Origin of the sequence: Rhodococcus ruber, assembly GCF_016804345.1 — a bacterium.
Lineage (GTDB): Bacteria > Actinomycetota > Actinomycetes > Mycobacteriales > Mycobacteriaceae > Rhodococcus > Rhodococcus ruber.
Genome location: NZ_CP044211.1, coordinates 2,197,141 through 2,221,051, shown reverse-complemented (window position 1 = coordinate 2,221,051; position 23,911 = coordinate 2,197,141). Strand labels below are relative to the sequence as shown.

Below are 23,911 nucleotides of genomic sequence, written 5' to 3'. Positions count from 1 at the left end.
ACGACGAGAAGGGGACCGACGAGTCCGGTCCCGGCCCCCTACCCTGAACCGATGACCATTCCCCCTCCGCGGATCCTCCGTCTGGCCCGGCGTGCACGACGGATCGCCGTGCTCACGGGCGCCGGGATGTCCGCCGAGAGCGGCGTGCCCACGTTCCGCGACGCACAGACCGGTCTGTGGGAACACTTCGACCCGGCCGACCTGGCGACCCCCGAGGCATGGGAGCGCGACCGCGCGTCCGTGTGGGCCTGGTACCAGTGGCGCGTGGCCCTGGTCCGGCGAGTGCAGCCGAACGACGGCCATCGGGCGCTGGCCGACTGGGGACAGGCCGTGGAACTGTCGATCGTCACCCAGAACGTCGACGACCTGCACGAGCGCGCCGGCAGTCCCGTGCTCTCGCACCTGCACGGCAGCCTGTTCTCGCCGCGGTGTGCCGACTGCGGCACGCCCGCCGATCCCCCGGAGGCCCCCACCGAGCCGGTCGCCCGCCTCGACCCACCGGACTGCGGCGCGTGCGGCGGCGACGTGCGGCCCGGCGTCGTGTGGTTCGGCGAGCCGCTGCCGACCGGCCCCTGGGAGGCCGCCACCGCGTCCGTCCTCGCCGCCGACCTGGTGTTCGTGGTGGGCACGTCGGGGATCGTGTACCCCGCGGCCGGCCTGCCCTCGCTGGCTCGCCGGCACGGCATCCCCGTCGTGGAGGTCAACCCCGAGGAGACCGGCCTGTCCGATCAGATGGACGAGGTCTGGCGCACCACCGCGGCAGTGGGCCTGCCGCAACTCGTCGCCGCAGTCGCCGCCGATCGGACGCCCCGCCTACAGTGAGCGGGTGAACTCCTGCGTGTTCTGCGCCATAGTCCGCGGCGACGGCCCGGCAGTGCGCGTGTACGAGGACGACGACGTGCTGGCCTTCCTCGACATCCGGCCCATCGCCCGGGGCCACACCCTGGTGGTGCCGCGGGTTCACGCACCCCGGCTCGACGATCTCGATCCCGGGCACGGCGCCGCATTGTTCCGCGCCGGGCAGCGCATCGCCCGCGGCATGCAACGCTCGGACCTCGCCGCGGACGGTGCCAACCTGGTGTTCAACGACGGTCGGTCCGCCTTCCAGACCGTCTTCCACGCGCATCTGCACGTGCTGCCGCGACGGCGCGGCGACAAGCTGCGCCTTGCGGCAGGACTGCTGCGGCGCCGACCCCACGACCCGGAGGCCACCGGCGCGGCGATCCGCGCCGGTCTGGCCCGTCTCGAAGCGGAGGACGCACTGTGACACACGGAAACACCCCGGCTCCCGGAAGCACTGCGCCGGATACGAAGGAGACGCCGGAGTTCCCGGTCGAACCGATCCGCACGCTGCTCCTCGAGCAGTTCGACGCCATCGACGGGCTGCTCGCCGACGTCCATGGGGACACCTGGTACACGCCCACCTCCCTGCCCGGCTGGACCGTCAAGGACATCACGGCGCACCTGATCGGAACCGAGTCGATGCTCGCCGGCGTCGAGACGCCGCACGTCGCGATCGACGTGCACGCCCTCGGCCACGTCCGCAACGAGATCGGCGCCTTCAACGAACGCTGGATCGAGTCCCTGCGCGGCACGCCGGGCGACGAGGTCCTGGCCCGCTACCGGGAGATCGTCGCCCGTCGCCGGGAGCAGCTCGCGGCCATGACCCAGGCGGACTTCGAGGCACCGGCGACGACCCCGGTCGGCCAGGCGACCTACGGCCGGTTCATGCGGATCCGCATCTTCGACTGCTGGATGCACGAACTCGACCTCCGAGACGCGCTCGGCGTCCCCGGCGACGAGGGCGGCGCGCGCGCCGAACTCGCGTCCGCGGAGATCTTCGGGGCCCTCGCATTCGCTGTCGGCAAGCTCGGCAAGGCTCCCGCCGGGTCACGGATCACGTTCGAGCTGAGCGGCCCGCTCGCCCGCACCGTTCACGTCGAGGTGGACGGCCGGGCCGCGGTCGTGCCGGCCCTGTCCGGTCCGGCGACGAGCACCGTCGCGATGGATTCGCGCCTGTTCGTGCGGCTCGCCGGCGGCCGTGTGCACGCGTTCGAACACCTCGACGAGATCGCCCTCGGCGGCGACACGACGGTCGGCCGGCGGATCGTGGACAACCTCGCCTTCGTGATCTGAGCGGCAGCTCCGTGCGGCTGTTCCTGTCGTCCTACCGGTTCGGCGCGGACCCCGGGTTGCTGCTCGGGGTCACCCGAGGCCCATGCCCGATCGCGGTGATCGCCAACGCGGCCGACGCGTGGCCTCCCCGGGCCCGCGACTCGGCGGTGGCGAGCGAGCTGGCGCCGTTGCGCGCACTGGGATACGAACCCGCCGAGGTGGACCTGCGGGACCACGTCGGCTCGCCCGAGTCGCTGCGAGCCGCGCTGTCGCGGTTCGGGGCGCTGTGGGTGCGCGGCGGCAACACGTTCGTGCTGCGCACGCGGCTCGCCCTGTGCGGCGGGGACGAGATCCTCACGGACCTGGTCCGTTCCGGCCGGACGGCCTACGCGGGGTACAGCGCGGGGGCCTGCCTGGTGACGCCGTCCCTGCGCGGTCTCGAATTCTCCGACGACCCCGGCGAGGCGGACGTCGTCTGCGGGGTTCCGGCCCGCTGGGACGGTCTGGGGTGGGTGGACTACGCGATCGTCCCGCACGCCGGGGACTCGGCCCTGGCCGACGCGGGCGTCGCACGGACGCTGGAATATCTCGCGCAGCAGCGGCTGCCGTTCCGGGCACTCGACGACGACGAGGTGATCGTCGTGGACGAGGCGTGAGTGGGCGTACCGGCGCGGTCGCTCACGGGCCGCTGCTCGCGTGGACGAACGGCGCGAACCGGTCGAGGGAGACCCAGGCCGTGCGGCACCGGCGGGCGGTGACCTCGTCGGCGCGGGCGAGCAGGATGTCGAGCAGTTCCCGGGGATTGTCCCGCCAGCGCAGCACGAGTTGCCGTTCCTCCTCGTCCGACAGCGCCGCGACCCGGCTCGCCGCCGCGGCCCAGTCCGCCACGTTCCCGTGGTGAAGGCTCTCCAGAGCCTGGTAATCGACCCGCCGCGAGAGGAATTCGTCGGACAGGGCGCGGACGAGTCGTGCGTCCGACAGCACGGATGCGGTCATACGGCACCTCCTTCGAACGACCGTTGACGTTAGTGACCTGCCACAACCACCCGATCGCACCGGCGGCACGATTCGGTAACAGAGTGACTGGTGCGACTGATGTGACTTCCGCTGTTAGCATTCCTACGGTGGAGACACTGACCGACCTGCTCACGAGCGGTGCGGCGCCCTGGTGGGCCGTACCGGTGGGACTCGCGGCCGGCGTCCTGCTCGGCGTCTTCGCCACCCGGATCGGCGCGCGACCGTCGCGGCCGGCCGCCACCGTCGCCGCGCCCCTGCGGGCGGCCGATCGCGCCTTGCAGGTCCGCTTCCTGCACGCCGCCGACAGTGTCTACAACCATCTGTTCGAGGCGGATCACTCGGCCCTCGCCGAGGCCGACCTCGCCGAAGCCCTGCAGTCCGACGACCTGCACCTGCGTTCCGTCGCCCGCGGCATCGTCGACCTCGACGCGATCGTCAACGAGATGCGGCTGTCCGCCCCCGAGCCGGTGCTCACCGCCGCGGTCGCCCTCTTCGGCTACCTCACCGCCGTCTCGAGCGACGGGACCGACGATCTCGACGAGTTCCGCGACCGCTACCTGGCGCGCAAGTCCGCGTTCGTCGACGCCGTCCGCGCGGCCCACCCCCCCGCCGGCCAGGTCCCCGCCTGACCCCGTCGCCGCCGTCGCCTGCATCGCGTCACCACCACGTCACCACTCGTACCGGCCCGCCCGCGACACAGGTCCACAACCAGAACATCGCATCCCACCCCGGGCCCATTACCGGCTCGGGCAGATCCCACTGCCCGCGTGCAGGCCGGTAGGGTCGATGGTGTGACCAACGACGAGCACCGCATCGAACATCACCCCGGCCAGTCCAGGTTCGCGTTGTACACCGGGGACACCCTCGCCGCGTTCGCCGACTACACCGACTCGGACGGGGTGCGCGACTTCGACCACACCGTCACCCAGCCCCAGTTCCGCGGCCACGGACTCGCCGCCGAGGTGGTCCGCCACGCTCTCGACACGACCCGCTCGGAGGGTCTGAAGATCGCGGCCTCGTGCTGGTACGTCGCGAAGTTCCTCGACGCGAACCCCGAATACCGCAACTGACCCGCAGCGGATCCCGGGACGCGGGTTCCCGGCGGCGTCGGGCTCGGGCTCGGGCACGGGCACGGTCGGCGACGAACGGACGTCCTCGTCGGTGACACGCCATATCCGCCCCCGCGGAGCCGGTGCTGCGTAACATCGAGACGGTCTCGGTTCGAACCCTTCGGAGGCCGACATGGGTGGACTCGGAATCGATCTCGGCACTGCCAACACAGTCGTCGCCACCCCCGAAGACGGCGTCGTCTTCAACGAGCCGTCGTTCCTGCTGGTTCGCACGAAGGACCCGCATCGCGCACTCGCGATCGGTCAGGATGCGCGTGATCTGGTCGGTCGCACCCCCGTCGGCATCACCCCGGTTCGCCCGATGCGCGACGGCGTGATCGTGGATCTGGAGTCGGCCCGCACCTTCGTCACGGCCGTCGTCAAACGGGTTGCCCCGCACCGGTCCTACGGTCTGCGACCGAAGGGTGTGATCTCGGTTCCCGCAGGGGCCACGCCCCTCGAGCGTCGCGCGGTGCTCGAGGTCGGACACGAGGCCGGCCTTCGGAAGGTCGGTCTGGTGCCGGAGCCGGTCGCCGGCGCCCTCGGCTGCGGCATCAACCCGCTCGAGGCACGTGCCCACCTCGTCGTGGACATCGGCGGCGGCACTTCGGAAGTCACCGCGATCTGTTTCGGCGGCATCCTCTCCCATCGCAGTTGCCGACTCGCCGGAGACGAACTGACCAACGCGCTGTACCAGTACCTGCGCGCGGAGCACAAGATCGTCGTCGGCGAGCTCACCGCCGAGCGGGCGAAGGTGGCCACCCCCGGAACGCCCGACGGGCAGGCCCTCGTCGTGGAGGGACGCGATGCCGTCACCGGCCGCGCCCGGCTGGTCACGCTCGAGACCGAGGAGATCGTGGATGCGTTGCGACCCACGACGGCGGGAATCGTGCAGACCTTGACCGACTGCCTCGAGGACCTGCCCGCCCAGGCGATCGGCGACGTGATGTCGGAGGGGCTGCTCACCATCGGTGGCGGGGCGATGCTGCGCGGTCTGTCGCAGCTGCTCGAGGAGGCCTTCGGGTTCCCGGTGAAGACCGCGGAGCGTCCCCTCACCTGCGTCGCGGAAGGCGCCAAGGCCTGCTTGGAGCACCCCGAGGTGGTGGCGGCGTACAGCAGCTGATCACCGATTCGACTCCACGACCGGCGGTGACGGGAAGTACCACCGCAGGAGTCTCTCGACCACCGGCCCGGCGGTCGCCGACCCGAACCCGCCGCCGCGCACCAGCACCGACACCACGATCTCGGGCGCGTCCAGGGGCGCGACCGCGGAGAACCAGGCGTTCAGACCCTCCCCGGGTGCCGACGGATCCTCCGCCGTGCCGGTCTTGGCGCCCGCCTGCACCGGCAGATCGGCCAGCTGCCCCGCCGTACCGGCCGACGCCGACGCCCGCATCCCCGCCCGAACGGGGTCGAGCCGGTCGGCGAAGGGCAGCCGGCGCGGCTGCGCCGTGGGAATCGGGATGTTGTCCTCGGACCCGTACGCCGCCGCGAGCCGAGGGGTGACCATCGCACCGGTGGCGATGCCCGACGTCCACCGCGCCACCTGCAGCGGGGTCGCGCTGACGGTGCCCTGGCCGATGCCCATCAGCAGGGTGGAGCCCGGATACCAGGTGGCCCCGATCCGTGCCACCGACTCCGGCGTGCCGAGGAAACCTTCGGCCTCGCCCGGCAGGTCGATTCCCGATCGCTGCCCCACGCCGAGTTGCCCGGCGACCGCGGCGATCCGCTCGGGACCGAGGAGCTCGGCCAGGCGGTAGAAGTAGACGTTGTCGGACCACTGGATCGCCTGCAGCAGGTCGTGCGGACCCATCGGCTGCCAGTTCCGGAAGGTGTGCCCGCCGTAGGTGTAGGCCGCGCCCGTGGCGATCACGGTCTCCGGTGCCAGAACCGGGTTCTCGGCGTTCGCGGCGGCGGTGACGATCTTGAACGTCGACCCGGGCGGTGCGGCGGTCTGGGCGACGTGGTTGACCATCGCCCCCGGTCCGGACGACTGAGCCTGCGCCGCGAGGGCGACGAGGTCGGCCGGCGGGCCGTAGGCGTTGTTGTCGAATCCGGGCACGCTGGCCATCGCCCGTACCGCTCCGGTGCGGGCGTCCATCACGATCGCGGCGCCCAGGTCGCCTCCGCTGGTGCGGACGGCCTCGGTCAACGCAGTGGTCGCCAGGTCCTGCAGACCGATGTCGAGGTGCAACCGCAGGTCGTGTCCCCGTATCGGGTCCACCCGCGTGCCGGGGGCGACCGGACGTCCCGTCGGATCGACGTACATGCACTGCTTGCCGTCGCTGCCGCGCAGCAACGCGTCGTACTGCTTCTCGAGTCCGGCCTTGCCGACCCGCGATCCGAGCGCGAGATGCGGCCAGCGTTGCATGTCCTGCTGGTCGGCGACCCCGACATGGCCGAGTACCGACGCGAGCGTCGCGCCGTGCGGGTACGTCCTGCGGCCGGACGGGGCGACGAGGATCCCGGGAAGTCGCGCATTCACGACCTGCCGAGCCTGTTCGGGCGCGACCCTGCCGACGAGGACCTGCGGTTCCCCTTCGGCACGTCCACCCATCACCTCGGCCAGTTCGTCCGGGGAGAGGCCGATCAGCGCAGCGAGTCGCGGGCGCGAGTCCGCATCGTGCTCGTCGAACACCTCGGGCAGGACGGCGACGGCGTACTCCGCGGCGTTCAGCGCGAGCGGCACACCGTTGCGGTCGACGATGAGACCGCGCTCGGCGGGCAGCCGGATACAGCGCATCATCTGCGCCTCGCCCGCGGTGCGCAGCTCCGCACCGCGGACGTGTTGCAGCTGCCAGGTGACCATCGACATCGCGACGAGCGACGCTGTCAGGCCGACGGCCCCTGCCGAGACCCCTCGCAGTCGACGGTGCCGTCGCGGGTCCGGACGCCACAGCGGCCGCGCGACGCCGTCCCTGCGCACCGCGAGTACCAGTCCGACTGCCACGAATGCGACGACCGCGGCAGTCCCCCCGTAGCTGAACAGGGGGATCGGCATGCCGGTGTGCGGGATCAGCGACAGACTCGCACCGATCGATACCAGGGCGTGGATCCCGAACGACGCGCCGATCCCCGCCGCGACCAGCGCCGCCTCACGGGTCCGGGCGGTGCGGGCGGCGAGGACGGCCCGCCATACGATCACCGTGGTGGCCACCACGACTGCCAGGCCGGCGAACAGTCCCCATCCGTACACGACGCTCGCGAAGGCGAGATCGTGTTCCGATTCCGGGAGATAGTCGGCTCTCACCTCGTACAGGGGGTCTCGCGCCAGACCCCACCAGCCGCCGCTGCCGATGGCGATGTCCGCCTGGAGCGCGGCCCACCCCGCCCCGCTCGGGTCGACGTTGCTCGACAGGAACACGTGCACGCGTTCGAGTTGGTAGGGGCGGAGGACGAGAACGGCGAGCGGCAGCGACGCGACTCCCACCGCGAACAACGGCAGCAGGGGCAGCAGCGGCACCCGGGCCAGGATGAGCATGACCATGACCGTCGCGACGAGCACCAGGGCAGTCGACAGGTCCGGTTGCAGCGCGACGAGCGCGATCGGTACCCCGGTGGCCGTCAGGGCCGCCACGAACCGGCCGACGGTGAAGCCACCGGCCAGGATGCCGGCCGGGACCAGCACGACAGCGAGTTTGGCGAGTTCGGCGGGCTGGACGGTGAACACGCCGAAATCCAGCCAGCGCTGGGCGCCTTTCGTCGCGACCCCGGCGAGCGGTACCGCGGCCAACAGCACGGTCGCCACGGCGAGCACCGTCCACCCGAATGCTCGCAGGTCACTCGTCCGCAGGCGAGAGACGACGCGCATCAGGACGAGACCGGCCGCGGCGAACAGTGCGTGCCGAACGGCGTGCGACGTCATCCCGATCGCGGTCAGATTCAACAGGCCGAGCACGACCAGGACCACGGCCGCGGTTACGAGCCACGGATCGGATTCCCGCCGGCGTTCGGCCATGTCCCCTCCTCCGCCGCCTCAGCAGGTCGCGTTCTCGGCGGGCACCGACAGCGGCTCCGAGGCGGCTGTTGCCGGGGCGCTGGTCACCGCGGCGACAGCCAGCGCCCCACCGGGTGGCAGATCCGCCCAGCTGATTCCGTACACCTCCTCATCGCCCGGCTGGGCGGCCAGCGAGACCTCGGCGCTCGCGCCGACCGCGCCGGAACATCTGTCGTAGACGTTCAGCGCCCAGGTCACGGTGCCGACACGTGCCGCGGAGTCGAGGTGTACGTCGACGCGGACGGCGCACATGCGTCCGGGCGCGCACTCGCCGTTGGCGAAGGTGGCGGTGACCAGCCTGATCGGTCCCGCGCTTGCCGGCGCACCGACCTGGACCGGTCCGGGGGCCGTCGTGCCTGCGCTTGCTGCCGGCTCGTCTCGACCGCCCACGGGTTCGGGCGGCGGAGGCGAGACCGGCTCGATCCGGTTCGGCTCCGCCGTATCCACCGGGTTGAGGACGGCATCCCAGCCGCGGCGCAGCTCCGCCCACACCCGCGGTGCCGCCCACAGCGTCCCGACGAGAATCAGGAGTGCGACGAGACCGAGAACCCCCTGCCGTCGCGATGGCCGTCTCCGCCGGCGATGCCACCCACTGCCGGCCGGTGGATACCAGCCGGCCGGTGCGAGGGACGTTCCGGCCCCGCTGCCCGGGCCCCGCGGTGCAGCCGCCCGCGCCACCACCGGATCGTCCGGAACGCGGCGCCCCGCCACCACCGCGACGAGCGCGGCGAGCTGGCTCCGCACCCGGGACTCCTCGGCCGGGTCGCGGTCGGCTGCGACCACGCGACGAACCCGGTGCATCAGGTCCTCGAGATCTGTTGCTTCGCCGATCGATTCGCTCACCCGGTCGGCCCATTCCGGACAGCGGCAGCTCGTCACGATGCTGCCGAGCAGCCTCGCCACCGACTCGTCGGCTGCGTGCCCGTCCGTCGCGCTCCCGTTCCATGCGATCGTGAGCCGTCCGGTCTCGGACACCGTCACGGCGTCGTCCCGCAGCCGGCTCGGACCGCCGCGCTGACGGCGTTCGACCCGGCAGATCAGATCGTCGACGAGCAGTGCGGTCTGCGCTCGGGTCAGCGCGGCCACCGCGAGAAGACGCCGGAGCGTCACACCGTCGCCACGAGTCTCGTCGCCGAGGACGGACGGGTCCCATCGGGGTTCGACAGGCTCACGCCTTCTCCCCGGGAGCTCTGTCACCGCTTCGCTCATCGTGCACCCCGAACCGCTGCGCCGCCCGTACAGGTCGCAACCGGGACGGGCGACGGTGAACCATGACTTGGGATTGGTCGTTGTCGAGTTCCACTACCCCTGGGGTCTCCATTCAACTCCGACTCGCGCTGGCGGACATGCTGTTTACTCATCCGAGACCCGGTCGGTCCCGTCCACCGACTGCATGCGGGCTGTATGTCCGACCGGCCGTCCGCCGGGCGGGCACACGCGTTCGCTCCCGATCCGCGCAGCCCGCCCGAAACGGGCACCGCGTCGCGTCCCGGACCGGTGGCGGCATCCCATTCCCCGTTCCACTGCGCACGTCTGCGACCGGCCCGCGGCGGCTAGCCTCGAACCATGATGCTGGCGAACGCCTGCGAGCTGTATCGGGGCACAGGTCTCGTCGGCCAGCCCGCGGCCACCGTCAGCAGCCTGGCCTTCGTGGTCGCCGGCCTCGCGGTCCTCGCACGCCGGGGCACGGCGAGCGTCACCTACGGCCTGCTCGTCGTCGCGGTCGGCGCCGGATCCCTCGTCGCGCACGGACCGAACCCACCGTGGCAGGCGTACGCACACGACCTCCCGCTTGCGACACTGCTCGCCTACGTCGCCGTCGACGCCGCCTCCGACCGGTTCGGCTCCCGGCTGTCGCCGTGGTGGTGGCGCGTCGTTCCGCTGCTGATGGTTCCCGTCGTGGCCGCCGGGCCGTCGGTCTCCACCGGCGTGCAGGCGCTGCTGGCCGTCGTCGCAGTCGGACTCGCGCTCGACCGCGCCCGCATCCGTCCGGACCTGCGGCGGTCGACGATCGTCGCGGCACTGCTCCTCGCGTCCGGTGCCGTGCTGGGCACCCTCGGCGACCGGACGTCGCTCTGCCGGCCGAGCAGTATCCTTCAGGGCCACGCGCTGTGGCATCTTCTCGCCGCGGCCGGACTGTTTCGGCTCGCCCCCGCCATCGGCTCCACCGGGACCGTCACGGCACAGCGCATGCCCTCGCGGCCGGAAAGCGCCTGAGGGTGCGGCCACTGCCGGGACGAACCGAAGCCGGGTCGACCGACCCGGGAAAGGGTGGCCTGCCCGGACTGTCGGCGCCTGCACGACATGGAGCGTCGCGTCGTTCCCGAGCCGAGTCACCGGCACACGGCCTCGACAGGCACCCGACGCGAGACCGCCGAGCAGCAGTGACCCCGGCTCGCTGCAGCCGCGAGGCGGGGCCGGAATCGGACATCCGACCGGCAGCGTCGGGGCGATCGTCAGGCCGTCCCTCGCTGCCGAGCACGTTGCATGTCTACCCGCTTCCCCGAGACGGGGGTGCCCTCCTCGAGGAGCAGTGCCCACGCACGACCGCCGTGACACGAGGCCGTTGTTCCGTCGGCGTAGACGACTCGCCACCAGGGAATGTTGTCGTCGAGCATGCCCATCGCTCGGCCCACTTGTCGTGGACCTGCCCCGATTCTCCTGCCGATGTCTCCGTAGGAGGCCACCGAGCCCGGAGGGATGGCGAGGACTGCCTCACGGACAGCGTCGATCATGCTCATCGATATTCGGGTGCGCTACAGCTTGGTGAGTGCATCGCCCTTGTGCATCGCGATGTGATCGGTCTTGTCGCTCTTGATCTCGTACTGAGGGTGACTTTCACTGCACCGCCGAGTACGTCCCTTGAACTCCACGTCCTCGGTGTGCTTTGCGATGATGACGCCCTCGACGTATCCGGCTTCGGAGTTCCACCGGACATGGTCACCGACGGAGAAATCGCTCGCCACAGCCCCTCCCTGGTCTGGATGCTGGTTCTGGGGATGCTACCCGGTGCACGGTTTCGGCGACGGCATCACAAGGTCACCGCCTCTCGCCGGCAACCTCCCCGCGAGCGCGGTTCGCGCACCGGATCACCGGGTCGCGTGCAGGTTCCGGGCGGTCGGCGAGGTCTCGACCGTGGCCGGGTCCGGCTCGGTGCCGAGAATCCGGTCGGCGGTGCCGGCGGTGGTGACGGTGAACCAGTAGTGCTCGTTCTTGAAATGGTGGTGCCGGTGATGGCGCCACACCGCGCGGTAGGGCCGCGAGCCGGGGCGGTAGTCCGTGTGGATGAGGTAGTGCATCCACTCGTAGGTCAGGCCCAGGACACCGAGCGTCACCAGGAATGTCAGTCCCAGTCCGGGCCGGGGGAAGACCAGCCACGCGACGAGGACGAGCACCGGCAGCAGCCACGCCAGGGTCTGCCAGGGGATGAAGACCAGCGGCACGTCGCGCGGATCGCTGTGGTGTTCGCGATGCTTGCGCGCCAGCAGCGAGTCGAGCGTCAGCCCACCGATCCGGCGCGGCCGCCAGTGCAGGATGCCGACGTGGATGACCCACTCCACCAGCGGGAACACCAGCAGGGCGACCAGCGGGACCAGCGCGTCGGTGACCTGCCAGTCGCCGACGAGTATCCGTGCGACGACCGCAGCAGCGAGCAACCCGCCGATCATCCACGGCGACGGGTGCCGCACGAACTCGACGGCGGCGTCCCGCAGGCCGATCGAGGCGCGACGGCCCCGTCCCTCGGTCCGATTCGTGCTCATGTCCGGTTCCTCGCCTCTCCGTGTTCGGCCTGGTCGATGGCGGTGGTCAGGGCCGACGTGCCCAGGTCGAGCAGTTCGCCGGCGGCGTGCTCGGCGCCGTCCTCGTCGCGCGCGACGATCGCGTCGGCGAGCCGTTCGTAGAGGTCGGCGCGCCCGACCTCGACGATCAGCACCCCGGCCATCGCGGTCATGGCCGGCTCGTACGCGTTGCGCAGGCTGTTGAAGATCAGCCGGAACGCGAGGGAGTCGGCGGCGTCGACGACGTGTTCCCAGAATTCGAGGGCGGCGACCTGCAGCGTGACGGGGTCGTCCCCCGCGGCGAGGCGTGCCACGGACTCGCGCAATCGGGGTTGCGTCTCGTCCGTCGCGCGGGTGGCCGCGAGGCGGGCGACCTGACGGCCGATGAGTTGCCTGGCTTCGAGGACGCTGCGGACGACACCCCAGTCGGGCCGACCGTCGCGCACGAGCAGCCGCGGCAGCAGTTCCGGCCCGGCCTGGGTGCGGAAATCGCGCACCGAGGTCGCCTCCCCCTGGCGCACCTCCACCAGCCCGGCGTGCGCGAGCCGAGAGAGGGCTTCTCGCACAGCGGGTCTCGACACTCCGAACGCCTCGGCGAGGTGGCGTTCGCTCGGCAGCGACACCCCGGCGGCGAGGTCGCCGCCGAGCACCCGGGCGGCGATCTGGTCGTACACCTCGCCGGAGGCGGACTTGCGGGCGATCGGCTCGAACATCACGACCCGACCGTAAGCCCCCATCCGGACAGAGGTCAAGTGGTAAGACCAGTTCCCACCACCGTCGGGAGTGGCCGAATGTCACATCGCGTCGGTCAGACCGACGGAATGTCACATTCGGCCGCCCCCCGAGCGGTCAGCTGAAGCCCATCACCTGGTCGCCCCACACCTCGCGCAGTATCTTGTCGGGGTCCGGGACGAGGGTGTCGGTGTTGTCGATCAGGAGGGTCATGCGCTTGTCGGTGTCGTACGGCGCCCAGTGCCGGGATCCGTCCAGGGCGGCCGGCACGCCGTGGTGCGCGAAGGCCAGCCAGCGACGCTGGATCCGGCCCGAGATCGTCGTCGCAGCCTTGCGCCCGCCGAGCCAGAACGTGGGATCGCGATCGAGCGTCCCGAAATTGCCGAAGACGTAGGGCAGTTCGGTGGCATGGCCGGCACCGATCCGTGCCGCCTTGAGCATCGGGGTCGCATGGTCGAACCGGTACACCCACGTCGGCGAGTGGGCGCTGTGCGCGTCGGCGATCCACACCACCGGCATCCGGAACCCCGCGTCCCGCGAAAGAGCCATCGCCCCGGACGTTTTCGTGACATCCGGGTACGCGGAGATGATCTCCGCGATGCGGTCGGGCGGCAACTCCGGGTGGTCCTCGGCGAGGGCGTCGAGCATCGCCTGCACGGAGGCGTCGCTCACCGGCATCAACGGCGACTTCATGAAGCGGAAGATCGACGGCTCGTCCTTGTTGGAGCCGATGATCAGGGGGATCCGGTGCGCGAGCCCCTTCTGGAACGCCGCCACCGGATACTTCGGCACCAGGTCGCGATCGACCACGGGCGCCATCGCGAGCGTGCCGGGGAACTTCGTGGGGATCTCGCCGACGAGCACGTCCCCCGCATCGGTCAGCGCCTCGTGCGGCATGTCCCGCAGCGCCCACACCCGCGCCGGGGTGAGGTCGAGGATCTCGAGGTACCGCTCGGCGACCCGCGCAGCCCGCTCGGACCCGTACGCCGACGTCGCCGGCGGGCTCTGCGCGATGGCCCGGTGGAACAAACCCTCGGCGCGGGGCACGGTCATCAGTGTGGTCAGCGACCCGCCACCCGACGACTCGCCGAACACGGTGACCCGGTCGGGGTCGCCTCCGAACGCGGAGATGCAGTCGCGGACCCACTCGAGCGCGGCGATCTGATCGCGCAGCCCCACATTGGATTCGAAGGTGGTCCCGGCGGTCGAGAACGACGAGAAGTCGAGGAACCCGAGCGCGCCGAGCCGGTAGTTGACCGTCACCACGACGACGTCGCCGCGCTCGGCGAGCAACCGTCCGTCGTAGATCCGCTGACCCGAGTAACCGAGGACGTAGGCGCCGCCGTGGATCCACACCATCACCGGCCGGGGCTCCCCGTCCGGCTCCGGCGCCCAGATGTTCAACGAGAGGCAGTCCTCACCGATCGTCAGCCCCGGATCGATGGGGATCGGGTTGTTGCGTCCCTGCGGCGCGATGGGCCCGAAGCGCCGCGCGTCGAGCACGTCGGTCCACGGCTCCGGCGGTTCGGGGGCGCGGAACCGGAGGTCGCCGGACGCCGGCGCGGCGTACGGGACTCCCTTCCACGTGTAGACGGAGCCGTCGCGGTAGCCGCGTACGTCGCCGTACTTGCAGCCGACGATGAGCGTCTCGGCGTCCACGGTCCCTCCCGAACGAACGGTCTCGGGCCAAGGTACCAACAACAGACAGGTTGCATGCGGACCCCGCCGACCCGGGCGACGGAGGCGGTCTGCGCCGAGTGCTATCGTCGGCTCCGTAGACACGGGGTGCTCCGCACATGCGCGGGGCTGAGATCACACCCGTCGAACCTGATCAGGTAATGCTGACGAAGGGATGTCCTGGCATGACCATGCCTGCCCGCGCGTCGGTCCCGGCAGGGACCGACCGCTTCACCGATCTGCTGTGGGACCGGACCAAGGTCCTGCGCGAGTCCATCGACGACCTCGAGTTCCTGCGCCGCCTCGGCGACGGGACGCTGCCGCTCGACGCGTTCCGCTTCTACATCGAGCAGGACGCCCTGTACCTCGCCGGGTACGCCAAGGCACTCGCCCTGCTCGCGGCGAAGGCCCCGGACCCGGGCACCGCCGCGTTCTGGGCGAACAGCGCGGCCACGGCCGCCACCGAGGAATCCGCCCTGCACCGGGGTCTGCTCACCGGCGGGGTCCTGCCGCCCGCCGAGGGCACCCCCGCGCACTCGCCGGCCTGCCTCGGCTACGTCTCCTATCTCACCGCCACCGTCGCCACCGACCCGTATCCGGTCGGCGCCGCCGCGGTACTCCCCTGTTTCTGGATCTACGCCGAAGTCGGCCGCGACCTCGCCGTCCGCGCCGCCGACGTGCTCGCCGCGGATCCCGCCCACCCCTACGCCCAGTGGGTCACCACCTACGACGCGCCCGAGTTCCATGCCGCGGTCGCCGGCGCCCGTGACCTCGTCGACGCCGCGGCGGCAGCCGCCACCGACGCCGAGCGCGACGCCATGGCCGAGGCGTTCACCATCGCCACCCGCTACGAGCTGCTGTTCTGGGACACCGCGCTCAACACCCAGGAGTGGCCGGCCTCATGACCACGCTCCCCCGGCTGCGCCGCCGGTTCACCGTCCTGGCCGCCGTCACCGCCGCGCTGCTGCTCACCGCGTCCTGCGCCGGGAACGGCGACGAGTCCGGCGACACCATCCGATTCGCCCTGGACTGGACGCCGAACACCAACCACACCGGCCTGTACGTCGCCCAGCAGGAGGGCCTGTTCGCCGACGCCGGTCTCGACGTCGAGTTCCTGCCCTACAACAACACCACCCCGGACACCCTCGTCGACGCCGGCAACGCCGAGTTCGGCATCTCCACGCAGGCGCAGGCGACGTTCTCCCGGGCGGCCGGCTCGCGCACCGTCTCGGTGCTCGCGCCGCTGCAGCACTGGGCGACCGGCATCGCCGTCAAGGCGGACCGCGCCGACCTGACCCGGCCCGCGGACCTCGACTCCCGCACTTATGCGGGCTTCGGCGACCCGGGCGACGAGGAGACGCTCGCCCAGGTGATCCGCAACGACGGCGGGCGCGGCGACTTCACCTCGGTCACCCTCGGCACCTCCGCGTACGAGGCCGTGTACTCCGGCACCGCCGACTTCACCGTCTCCTACCTGGCATGGGAGGGCATCGAGGCCGAGCACCGCGGGCTGCCGATGCGCTACTTCCGCTACACCGACTACGGGTTCCCCGACGCCTACGCGATCGTGATCGACGGCAACGAGGACTGGCTGGCCGAATACCCGGACCAGGCCCGGGCCTTCGTGCAGGCCGTCCAGCGGGGCTACGAGATCGCCGCGCAGGACCCCGACCGCGGCGCTCGCGCGCTGATCGAGGCGAACCCGGGGGCCTTCTCCGACGAGGACCTCGTCTACGAGAGCCAGCGGATGCTGTCGGCCGACTACCTGCGCGACGAGAACGGCCGCGTCGGCACCCTCACCCTCGAGCGATGGACCGGGTACTCCCGGTTCCTGTTCGAGAAGGGCCTGCTCTCCGGTCCCGACGGCGCACCGTTGACCACCGAGCCGGACTGGTCGACCTACTTCACCGATGACTACCTCACCCCCTGACCCCACCCGCAATTCCTGGGCGCGGCGCGTGGCCCCGGCCGCGCTGACCGTCGCCGCGCTGGCCCTCGGCTGGCAGCTGTACGTGGCGGTCAGCGGCATCCGCCCGCAGGTGCTGCCCTCCCCCGCCCGGGTCCTCGAGCAGGGGTGGGCGCACCGCACCGACATCGCCGGTCACGCCTGGTCGACGCTGCAGGTCACGCTCGTCGGCTTCGCGGTGTCCCTGGCGGTCGCCTGGGCGCTGGCGATCGTCGTGGACTTCTCGCCGTGGCTGCGCCGGGCTTTGGTGCCGCTGTTCGTGGTGTCGCAGACCCTGCCGATCATCGCGATCGCGCCACTGATGATCATCTGGTTCGGATTCGGGCTGCTGCCGAAGATCCTGGTGATCGCGCTCGCCACGTTCTTCCCCATGGCGATCGGCCTGATCGAGGGCTTCGCGGCCGCGGACCGGGAGGCGGGGGCGCTGCTGCGCAGCATGGGCGCCTCGCGTCGGCAGGAGTTCCGGTACGTGCGGCTCCCGTCGGCGCTGCCCCGATTCTTCACGGCGCTGCGCATCGGGGTCACCTACGCCGTGGTCGGCGCGGTCTTCGCCGAGTACGTCGGCGCCACGTCGGGACTCGGGATCTACATGAGCACCCAGAAGAACTCGTTCCGGACCGATCTGGTACTCGCGGCGGTGCTCGTCACCGCGGTGCTCTCCCTCGCGTTGTACCTGCTCACCTATGCCGCCGAGCGGGTGGTGGCCCCGTGGGCGCTGGCGACGAGGAGCCTGCGGTGAACGCCGTCGCCGTCACCGGCGTGCACAAGGCGTTCGATGGGCGCACCGTCCTCGACGGCGCCGAGTTCGCGGTGGCCGACGGCGAGTTCGTCTCGCTCATCGGCCCGAGCGGCTGCGGCAAGTCCACCCTGTTCGGGCTGGTCGCCGGCCTCGACGTGCCCGACACCGGCGCCGTCACGGTCGCCGGTCGGCCGGCCGCACCGGGACGCGCCGCGCTGATGCCGCAGAAGGATCTGCTGTTCCCGTGGCGCAGCGTGCTCGACAACTGCGCGCTCGGCCTCGAGGTCCAGGGCACGCCCCGCGGTGAGGCGCGGGACCGGGCACGAAAGTTGTTCCCCGCCTTCGGTCTCGCCGGGTTCGAGGAGGCCGCGCCGCGGCAGCTCTCGGGTGGGATGCGGCAGCGTGCGGCACTCGCGCGGACCGTCCTGCAGGGCCGCGACGTGCTGCTGCTGGACGAACCGTTCGGCGCCCTGGATTCGCTGACCCGCACCGAGATGCAGTTGTGGCTGCAGCAGGTGTGGCAGCGCGACCGCTGGACGGTGCTGATGATCACCCACGACGTGCGGGAGGCGCTGCTGCTGTCGGATCGGGTGCTGGTGCTCACGCCCCGCCCGGCGCGGGTGTGCCACGAGGTGTCGGTGCCGCTGCCGCGCCCCCGGGGCCTGGACGCGCTGACGTCTCCGGAGTTCGTGGCGCTCGAAGGCGAACTCGTCGACGTCCTACACAGCACGGGCGCGCGGGGTTCGACACCCCAGGACCCGCGCAGCTCGTCGCTGCGGGACTGACACCGCTCACGAAATATCTAGTGCGAGTTCGAGTTCCGTGAGGGCGTCCTCGAGATGTCCCAGCAGTCGCTGCAGTGCGGGGACGGTGCGGCGGCACCCGACCACGCCGAAGTCGACGGTGTCCGCGGTGTTGGTCAGCGTGATGTTGAGCGCCTGACCGCTGAGCACGACCGACACGGGATAGATGCCGTCGAGCCGGGATCCACCCCGGTACACCGGTTCCCGCGGTCCCGGCACGTTGGAGATGATGAGGTTGAACGGCGGCGGCGCCAGGGCGACCGCGCCCGAGATCGGCGCCAGCGCGAGTCCGGCGATGTTGAGCGCCGACCACACCGTCGCCTGCAGCGGCGTCATCCCGCCGAACAGGGTCTTGCCCTCCGCCATCGAATCGCTGACCGTCGACAGCCGGGTGAGCGGATCCTCGAGATGGGTGCCGAGGTTGCACAGCGTGACCCCGACGCTGTTGCCACCCGAGTCCGACTCGGGGGTGTCCTTCGCGCGCAGCGACACCGGGACCATCGCGATCAACGGGGTCTCCGGCAGCGCCTGCCGCTCGAGGAGATAGGCGCGGATGGCGCCGGCGCACATCGCGACGACGACGTCGTTGCTCGACACGCCGGCCGCGCACCGCACCCGTGTGATGCGTGCGCGGCTCCAGGACTGCGCCGCGAAGCGCCGCGTCCCGTCGATCGGGACGTTGAACATCGATCGCGGGGCCTCGTACGGCAGTGCGACGCGGCGGCCGCCGAGCACGGTCCGCGCGATCCGCAGCGCCACGGGCGCCGCGCCGAGCACGTCGCCGGCCACGGAGCGCACCGTACCGACGGTCGACGTCCGCGCGTGCGTCCCGGATCCGTTCCCGGATCGGGGGCGGGGCGGCAGGTGCCACGGCGCCGGGAAGTCGCGCGCGCTCGGGTCGGTGGTGTAGGTGCGCCGCAACAGCCGCAGCCCCGAGACCCCGTCGAGCAGCGCGTGGTGCATCTTCGTGTAGACGGCGAACCGGCCGTCGGCGAGTCCTTCGATCAGGTACGCCTCCCACAGGGGCCGGTGCCGGTCGAGCAGCCCGCTGTGCAGGCGGGAGACGAGGGTGAACAGCTCGCGGATCCGGCCCGGTGCCGGCAGCGCCGAGTGCCGGACGTGGTACTCGAGGTCGATCTCGTCGTCGACGGTCCACCAGGTGTAGCCGAGGCTCGACACCGGATCGGCCGGTCGCTTGCGGAACAGCTCGTCGACGTGCGCGTCGGCGACGAGCCGGTTGTAGAGGTCGGTGACGTACCCCGGGCCGGCGTCGGGCGGCGGGGTGAACAGTTCCAGCGAACCGAAGTGCATCGGGCGCTCCCGCGACTCGGCGAGCAGGAACATCGAGTCCGTCACCGGCATGTACCCCACGGGGACTGCCCCCTTTCGTCCGCCGTCGCACGCTGGGATGGATCGTACGTCGGTCCCGCGCATGCCGTACCGAATAGATAACAGAAGGGCCCGCGACCTGCGGAAATCACGATGCCCGGTCTCCATCGAGTCACGGTGCTTCGCCCCGGCGGATCGTCGTCGTACTGTCGATCAACCGACCCGGACGAACGTTGCGAAAGCCACGGCGGACGGGCCGCGGAGGACAAGCCGGAGCCGACGAGCGCAGCTCCGCCCGAGCGGACGAGGACGAGGAGGTTCCGGTGACGAGCACCGCGTCGAACCATCCGTCGTTGTCGTATCCGCCCGTACCGCGGCCGGTGCTGCGACGTGAGATCGCCGGGGTGAGCATTCCGTCCCAGGCGCTGACCTTCTCGGTGCGCAGCACCGTCAAGCCGGTCATCGACGCGTGGGCACGCGCCCCGCACCTGCCCTGGCCGACCGGTGTGGTGGACCGCCTCGCGTTTCCCCTCAAGCCGGTCCCCGGCACGCACCGGCATGCGGTGCGGCTGCCGTCCTGCCGCGCCGAGTTCCTCGCCGCGCCGGGCGCCGACGGCTCCACCGCGATCCTGTACCTGCACGGCGGGGCGTTCCTGGTGTGCGGGCTGACCACCCACCGGCAGATGGTCTCCCGCATCTCGTCGGCAGCCGGGGCCCCCGTGCTCAGCGTCGCCTACCGCATGCTGCCGGGGCACCCGATCGAGAGCGCGGTCGAGGACGGCATCGAGGGGCTGCGGTGGCTGATCGCGCACGGCTACCCGGCCGAGCGGATCGTGGTGGCCGGCGACTCGGCGGGTGGATTCCTCACCTTCCAGGTCACGCTCGAGGCGCTGCGGCTGGGCCTCGGCCGTCCGGCCGGCAACGTGGCGCTCTCGCCGCTGACCGACCTCGACACCCGCGGCAAGCTCGCGCATCCCAATTCGTATCGGTGCGCCCTGTTCCCGCGCCGCGCCGTTCCGGCCCTGGCCGACGTGATCGCCCGCATCGACGCCGCCGCCGGCGGGCCTGGTCCGCGCGCGGTGTCCCCGGTCGACGCCGACCTGACCGCCATGCCGCCCACCCTCATCCAGACCGGTTCGGAGGAGATGACGTACGTCGACGCCGAGCTGATGGCCGCGCGTCTCGCGGGCGCGGGTGTGCACTGCGAACTGCAGGTGTGGGAGCGGCAGGTGCACGTGTTCCAGGCCGCGGCGGGCATCGTGCCCGAGGCGGGACGGGCCGTCGCGTCGATCGGGGTGTTCGTCCGCAGCCTGCGCTGACGGGTCGGCTGCCCGCAGCCTGCGCCGACGGCGACCCGGGCGGCCGGATGTTCCGGGCCCGCCACCGAGTGATGCTGCCCGCCCGGCGACTGTCGGTCCCCCCGGCTAGTGTCGTCATACGGTCCCGCGACAGCGGAAAAGGGGGTGGATCGTGACCGACACCGAGAGCCGATTCGACCGCGACGTCGACCGGTCCTGGAACGAGTTCCGGGCACGTCTCGCCGACCACGTGGCGGCGATGAGCGACGGCGACGGGCTGGTCCTCGAGCCACTCGTCGAGGAGGACACCGGCCCGGCCGGACCGTGCGTGCAGTTCTACGCGTGGGGTGAGGGCCAGGTTCGGTGCGAGGTGCCGTCCAATGCCCACCTCGACCCCGATCGTCGTCTCGGCCCGGGCGACGAGGCGTTGCTCGCCGAGCTCGGCTGGCGCGCACCGTCCCGGGGACCCGACGACCCGGAGGACGGCGGGTCGCCCGCCTACTGGATGGACCGGCCCGCGGCGTGGGCGGACCAGCTCGCGGCCGTCGCGGTGACGGCGCTGCGGCGGGTGTGGGGGGTGCCGCATCCGCTGTTCCTGCGCACCGACACGTTCGGCACCGGCCGGGCCGACTTCGAGCTGCCCCCGCCGGCCGAGGAGATCCCGCCGCAGGCTGCGCTCCCCCTCGCCGTCCAGACGGCGGGCGAGGAGCACGTACGCGAGCTGATCGAGTCGACACTGCGCGAGCGGATCGGCGACGTCCCGCTGTGGGACGAGGACGGCGACCTGGCGTTGCGGGTCGCGGGGATGGTCGTGTTCGTCGGTGTCGGACCGCACGAGCGCACCGTCGACGTGTTCGCCCCGATCGTCCACCAGATCACCGGACGTACCCGCGCCGCCGAGGTCGTCGCGGACCTCAATCGGCGGTGGCCGCACCTGAAGTTCGTGCTGGTCGAGGACCGGGTGGCGGTGGCGGCACACCTGCCCGCGTCGCCGTTCGTGCCGGCCCACCTGCTGGCCACGCTCGACCTGGTCGCGCAGTTCCTCGAGGGACTGGACGAGGGGTTCGGCACCCGTCTCGGCGGCGAGCTGCTGCACGAGATCGACCACGACGGTGTGCCGCCGCCCGCGGACGAGCTGCCGCCGTGGACGGCGGAGTCCGAGGCGGATCTTCCGTTGACGCTGCTGGCACTGCGCGACTTCCATCTCGACGGACAGGTGGCGGTCGAGCCCCGCACGGTGGCCCGCATGGCCGACGACGAACCGGACCAGCTGCTGCGCTTCCTGCGGATGAGCGTGGACGCGCAGGTGTGCTGGCAGGCCGAGGCGATGGGACGCGCCGCGGCCGGGGACGGCGCCGGTACCGCACGGGCCGAGGCGAAGGCGCAGGAGTGGGAATCGACCTGCCGGTCGCTCACGGCGGCGATGCGGCTGCTCGTGCCCCCGGCCGGCACCACCGGGAAACGCCGGCGCCGGCGCCGCTCGTCCCCGCCCGAGCAGATCGAGCTGTTCGAGAACCCGGACGAGCCGACCCTGTTCGACGAACTCTCCGACTGAGCACCTCACGCCGGCCTTCCGTTTCCGAGGGTCGGGCCGTGCCCGGGACGGCTCAGGGCGTGGTCGCCTCGAGGTGCTTCAGCACGGCGAGGACGCGCCGGTGGTCCTCGGGTTCGGGGTGCAGACCCAGCTTGAGGAAGATCGCCCGGACGTGCGCCTCGACGGTGCGTTCCCCGAGGAACAGGGCCGCCCCGATCGCCCGGTTCGAGCGGCCCTCGGCCATGAGAGCGAGGACCTCGCGTTCGCGGGTGGACAGCGTGTCGATGGGGCGGCTGTCGCGGTGCGGCCGGGCCACCAGCCGGCTCACCACACTGGGGTCGATGGCGGAACCACCCTCGGCGACCCGGTGCAGGGTGTCGACGAACTCGTCGATGTCGGCGACCCGATCCTTGAGCAGGTAACCCAAACCGGCGGCCCCGTCGGCGAGCAGGTTCATGACGTGGTCGGTTTCCACGTACTGCGACAGCAGCACCACCGCGGTGTCGGGGTGGTCGGCTCGGATGGTCGCGGCGGCGGCGATGCCCTCGGTGGTGTGGGTCGGAGGCATCCGGATGTCGACGACGGCGACGTCGGGACGTTCGTCGGCGACGAGAGCAAGCAGGGTGGCAGCGTCGCCGGCCTCGCCCACGACGGCGATGCCCTCGTCGCTCAGCAGCCGGGAGATGCCCTCGCGCAGGAGCACGGAGTCGTCGGCGAGCACCACCCGCAGCGGTGCCGCGCTGTCGCCGCGCCGTGCGGCGCGCCGCGGTGCGGCGACCCGGGTCGGTTCCGCGGCGGCGTCCACCGCCACCGTGCGAGCCACCGTGGCGTCGGCCGCCGGAGCGGCAACCGGGACGGTGGTCGTGGTCTCTCCAGTGAGGGCAGCGCGGGCGGCGGCGGTGAGTTCCCGGCAGGTTCCGTAGCGGTCGTTGCGGTCCTTGGCGAGGGCACGCGCGACGACGGCGTCGAACGCTTTCGGCAGGTCGGGCCGGGTCTCGCTCGGCCGGGGTATCGGGCTGCGGACGTGTCCGTGCCACAGCTTGGGCAGGGTGTCGCCGGAGTACGGGGGCCGGCCGGTGAGCAGGTGGTAGAGGGTGCAGCCGAGCGAGTAGATGTCGGTGCGGTGGTCGAGCGCGACGGTGGTGTCGAACTGCTCGGGTGCGGCGTTCTGCAGACTGCCGACGAACGTCCCCGTGCGGGTGAGCCCGCTCGCCTCGTCGAGGGCCTTGGCGATGCCGAAGTCGGTGAGCAGGACCCGTTCCGGCTCGCCCGGACCGGCGGGCTCGGCGAGCAGGATGTTCGTCGGCTTCACATCCCGGTGCAGCACCCCGGCCTGGTGCGCGTAGTCGAGAGCCTTGCCGATCTCGCAGACGATGTGCACCGCCCGCTCGGGCGGGACGGGGCCCTGCCGGAGCAGCGCGGCGGCATTGGTCCCGGGGACGTACTGCATCGCGATCCAGAGCCGGCCGTCCTCGCAGCCGCGGTCGTAGACCTGGACGATGTTGGCGTGCTCGAGCCGCGCGGCGTGGTCGGCCTCGAGTTCGAAGCGGGCCCGGACACTGTCGTCAGCGGTCAGGACCGGATGGAGCAGTTTGAGGGCCACCTTGCGCGGCAGGTGCGGGTGCTGCGCCAGGTAGATCGACCCCATGCCGCCCGCGCCGAGCAGCCGCTCGATGGTGTACCCGGCAAACACCGAACCCGGCCCGGGAGCCACGTTTCCGCTCACCGCCACCACCTCCCGAAGCGGCCCGTCTCCTCTATTCAACCCCTCGGGGATCGTCGGCGGAACCAAGGCGGAATCACGGATGGTCGAACA

Annotated in this window: 24 protein-coding genes and 1 riboswitch; of the genes, 14 read left to right on the top strand and 10 right to left on the bottom strand. The window is 71.6% G+C overall.

All coding sequences use genetic code 11. From position 1 onward, the window contains the following. Window positions 1-51: 51 nt before the first annotated feature. From F1734_RS10405 to F1734_RS10390, 4 genes are read left to right on the top strand one after another with little or no spacing between them, the layout of a single operon-like run. On the top strand, window positions 52-822 hold the full coding sequence (locus F1734_RS10405) for an SIR2 family NAD-dependent protein deacylase (protein WP_017680383.1): 771 nt from the start codon (window positions 52-54) through the stop codon (window positions 820-822). A 4-nt stretch (window positions 823-826) separates the two neighbouring features. Continuing rightward, window positions 827-1,267 (top strand): HIT family protein, encoded by a 441-nt coding sequence (locus F1734_RS10400; protein WP_017680384.1) that lies wholly within the window; start codon window positions 827-829, stop codon window positions 1,265-1,267. Then, a complete protein-coding gene (locus F1734_RS10395) occupies window positions 1,264-2,136 on the top strand; it encodes a maleylpyruvate isomerase family mycothiol-dependent enzyme (RefSeq protein WP_010595825.1) in 873 nt (290 codons plus the stop codon). Before F1734_RS10400 ends, F1734_RS10395 begins: the two co-directional genes overlap by 4 nt. 11 nt (window positions 2,137-2,147) lie before the next feature. Continuing rightward, window positions 2,148-2,771, top strand: coding sequence for a Type 1 glutamine amidotransferase-like domain-containing protein (locus tag F1734_RS10390; protein ID WP_040275862.1), 624 nt, complete (start codon window positions 2,148-2,150; stop codon window positions 2,769-2,771). A 22-nt stretch (window positions 2,772-2,793) separates the two neighbouring features. Here F1734_RS10390 and F1734_RS10385 read toward each other — a convergent pair whose 3' ends face one another. Further along, entirely contained in the window at window positions 2,794-3,111 is a 318-nt protein-coding gene (locus F1734_RS10385; RefSeq protein ID WP_010595823.1) for a hypothetical protein, read from the bottom strand. Window positions 3,112-3,239: 128 nt separating this feature from the next. Here F1734_RS10385 and F1734_RS10380 point away from each other — a divergent pair, with 128 nt between their 5' ends. The 3 genes from F1734_RS10380 to mreB all read left to right on the top strand — a co-directional run bounded on the left by F1734_RS10380 (window position 3,240) and on the right by mreB (window position 5,364). Then, complete coding sequence (locus tag F1734_RS10380; RefSeq protein WP_048772905.1) at window positions 3,240-3,761, top strand: hypothetical protein; 522 nt, start codon at window positions 3,240-3,242, stop codon at window positions 3,759-3,761. A gap of 162 nt (window positions 3,762-3,923) precedes the next feature. Next, window positions 3,924-4,202, top strand: coding sequence for a GNAT family N-acetyltransferase (locus F1734_RS10375; protein ID WP_010595821.1), 279 nt, complete (start codon window positions 3,924-3,926; stop codon window positions 4,200-4,202). A gap of 172 nt (window positions 4,203-4,374) precedes the next feature. Next, on the top strand, window positions 4,375-5,364 hold the full coding sequence (gene mreB, locus F1734_RS10370) for a rod shape-determining protein (RefSeq protein ID WP_017680388.1): 990 nt from the start codon (window positions 4,375-4,377) through the stop codon (window positions 5,362-5,364). On the opposite strand, the gene F1734_RS10365 is transcribed toward mreB, so the two are convergent. Both F1734_RS10365 and F1734_RS10360 read right to left on the bottom strand, forming a co-directional pair. Then, window positions 5,365-8,199: an FtsW/RodA/SpoVE family cell cycle protein gene (locus F1734_RS10365; RefSeq protein ID WP_099528181.1), complete on the bottom strand. Its 2,835-nt coding sequence runs from the start codon at window positions 8,197-8,199 to the stop codon at window positions 5,365-5,367. It abuts the gene before it with no gap. Window positions 8,200-8,217: 18 nt separating this feature from the next. Continuing rightward, complete coding sequence (locus F1734_RS10360) at window positions 8,218-9,348, bottom strand: hypothetical protein (protein WP_010595817.1); 1,131 nt, start codon at window positions 9,346-9,348, stop codon at window positions 8,218-8,220. Between the two features lie 456 nt (window positions 9,349-9,804). On the opposite strand from F1734_RS10360, the gene F1734_RS10355 reads away from it, so the two are divergent. Next, window positions 9,805-10,455 carry a hypothetical protein gene (locus F1734_RS10355; protein ID WP_010595816.1) on the top strand — a complete coding sequence of 217 codons (651 nt, stop codon included), beginning with the start codon at window positions 9,805-9,807 and terminating at the stop codon, window positions 10,453-10,455. A 239-nt stretch (window positions 10,456-10,694) separates the two neighbouring features. Here F1734_RS10355 and F1734_RS10350 read toward each other — a convergent pair whose 3' ends face one another. The 5 genes from F1734_RS10350 to F1734_RS10330 form a co-directional block, all read right to left on the bottom strand. Then, window positions 10,695-10,973, bottom strand: coding sequence for an MGMT family protein (locus F1734_RS10350; RefSeq protein ID WP_230831839.1), 279 nt, complete (start codon window positions 10,971-10,973; stop codon window positions 10,695-10,697). 21 nt (window positions 10,974-10,994) lie between these two features. After that, window positions 10,995-11,204: a hypervirulence associated TUDOR domain-containing protein gene (locus F1734_RS10345; RefSeq protein WP_040275852.1), complete on the bottom strand. Its 210-nt coding sequence runs from the start codon at window positions 11,202-11,204 to the stop codon at window positions 10,995-10,997. Window positions 11,205-11,327: 123 nt separating this feature from the next. Continuing rightward, a complete protein-coding gene (locus F1734_RS10340) occupies window positions 11,328-11,999 on the bottom strand; it encodes a sterol desaturase family protein (protein WP_010595813.1) in 672 nt (223 codons plus the stop codon). Next, window positions 11,996-12,730 (bottom strand): FadR/GntR family transcriptional regulator, encoded by a 735-nt coding sequence (locus F1734_RS10335; protein WP_274382449.1) that lies wholly within the window; start codon window positions 12,728-12,730, stop codon window positions 11,996-11,998. The genes F1734_RS10340 and F1734_RS10335 overlap by 4 nt, the downstream gene beginning before the upstream one ends. Window positions 12,731-12,866: 136 nt before the next feature. After that, the gene (locus F1734_RS10330; RefSeq protein WP_010595811.1) at window positions 12,867-14,408 is read right to left on the bottom strand and encodes a carboxylesterase/lipase family protein; all 1,542 of its coding nucleotides are present in this window, start codon (window positions 14,406-14,408) and stop codon (window positions 12,867-12,869) included. A 112-nt stretch (window positions 14,409-14,520) separates the two neighbouring features. Further along, a riboswitch (TPP riboswitch) is annotated at window positions 14,521-14,619 on the top strand. On the opposite strand from F1734_RS10330, the gene F1734_RS10325 reads away from it, so the two are divergent. From F1734_RS10325 to F1734_RS10310, 4 genes are all read left to right on the top strand, one after another. Next, window positions 14,612-15,331 carry a TenA family protein gene (locus tag F1734_RS10325; RefSeq protein ID WP_203011613.1) on the top strand — a complete coding sequence of 240 codons (720 nt, stop codon included), beginning with the start codon at window positions 14,612-14,614 and terminating at the stop codon, window positions 15,329-15,331. Its footprint overlaps the riboswitch before it by 8 nt. Further along, window positions 15,328-16,356, top strand: coding sequence for an ABC transporter substrate-binding protein (locus tag F1734_RS10320; protein ID WP_203011612.1), 1,029 nt, complete (start codon window positions 15,328-15,330; stop codon window positions 16,354-16,356). The genes F1734_RS10325 and F1734_RS10320 overlap by 4 nt, the downstream gene beginning before the upstream one ends. Further along, complete coding sequence (locus tag F1734_RS10315; RefSeq protein ID WP_026137675.1) at window positions 16,337-17,131, top strand: ABC transporter permease; 795 nt, start codon at window positions 16,337-16,339, stop codon at window positions 17,129-17,131. Before F1734_RS10320 ends, F1734_RS10315 begins: the two co-directional genes overlap by 20 nt. Next, window positions 17,128-17,916: an ABC transporter ATP-binding protein gene (locus tag F1734_RS10310; protein ID WP_010595807.1), complete on the top strand. Its 789-nt coding sequence runs from the start codon at window positions 17,128-17,130 to the stop codon at window positions 17,914-17,916. The genes F1734_RS10315 and F1734_RS10310 overlap by 4 nt, the downstream gene beginning before the upstream one ends. Before the next feature lie 6 nt (window positions 17,917-17,922). Here F1734_RS10310 and F1734_RS10305 read toward each other — a convergent pair whose 3' ends face one another. Further along, window positions 17,923-19,296, bottom strand: a complete 1,374-nt coding sequence (locus F1734_RS10305; RefSeq protein WP_017680394.1) for a WS/DGAT/MGAT family O-acyltransferase — start codon at window positions 19,294-19,296, stop codon at window positions 17,923-17,925. 290 nt (window positions 19,297-19,586) lie between these two features. On the opposite strand from F1734_RS10305, the gene F1734_RS10300 reads away from it, so the two are divergent. Together F1734_RS10300 and F1734_RS10295 are read left to right on the top strand one after the other, a co-directional pair. Further along, window positions 19,587-20,582 carry an alpha/beta hydrolase gene (locus tag F1734_RS10300; RefSeq protein ID WP_010595805.1) on the top strand — a complete coding sequence of 332 codons (996 nt, stop codon included), beginning with the start codon at window positions 19,587-19,589 and terminating at the stop codon, window positions 20,580-20,582. Window positions 20,583-20,733: 151 nt separating this feature from the next. Next, complete coding sequence (locus tag F1734_RS10295; protein WP_017680395.1) at window positions 20,734-22,116, top strand: T3SS (YopN, CesT) and YbjN peptide-binding chaperone 1; 1,383 nt, start codon at window positions 20,734-20,736, stop codon at window positions 22,114-22,116. Window positions 22,117-22,168: 52 nt separating this feature from the next. Here F1734_RS10295 and F1734_RS10290 read toward each other — a convergent pair whose 3' ends face one another. Further along, entirely contained in the window at window positions 22,169-23,830 is a 1,662-nt protein-coding gene (locus F1734_RS10290) for a protein kinase domain-containing protein (RefSeq protein ID WP_203011860.1), read from the bottom strand. Between the last annotated feature and the right edge of the window lie 81 nt (window positions 23,831-23,911).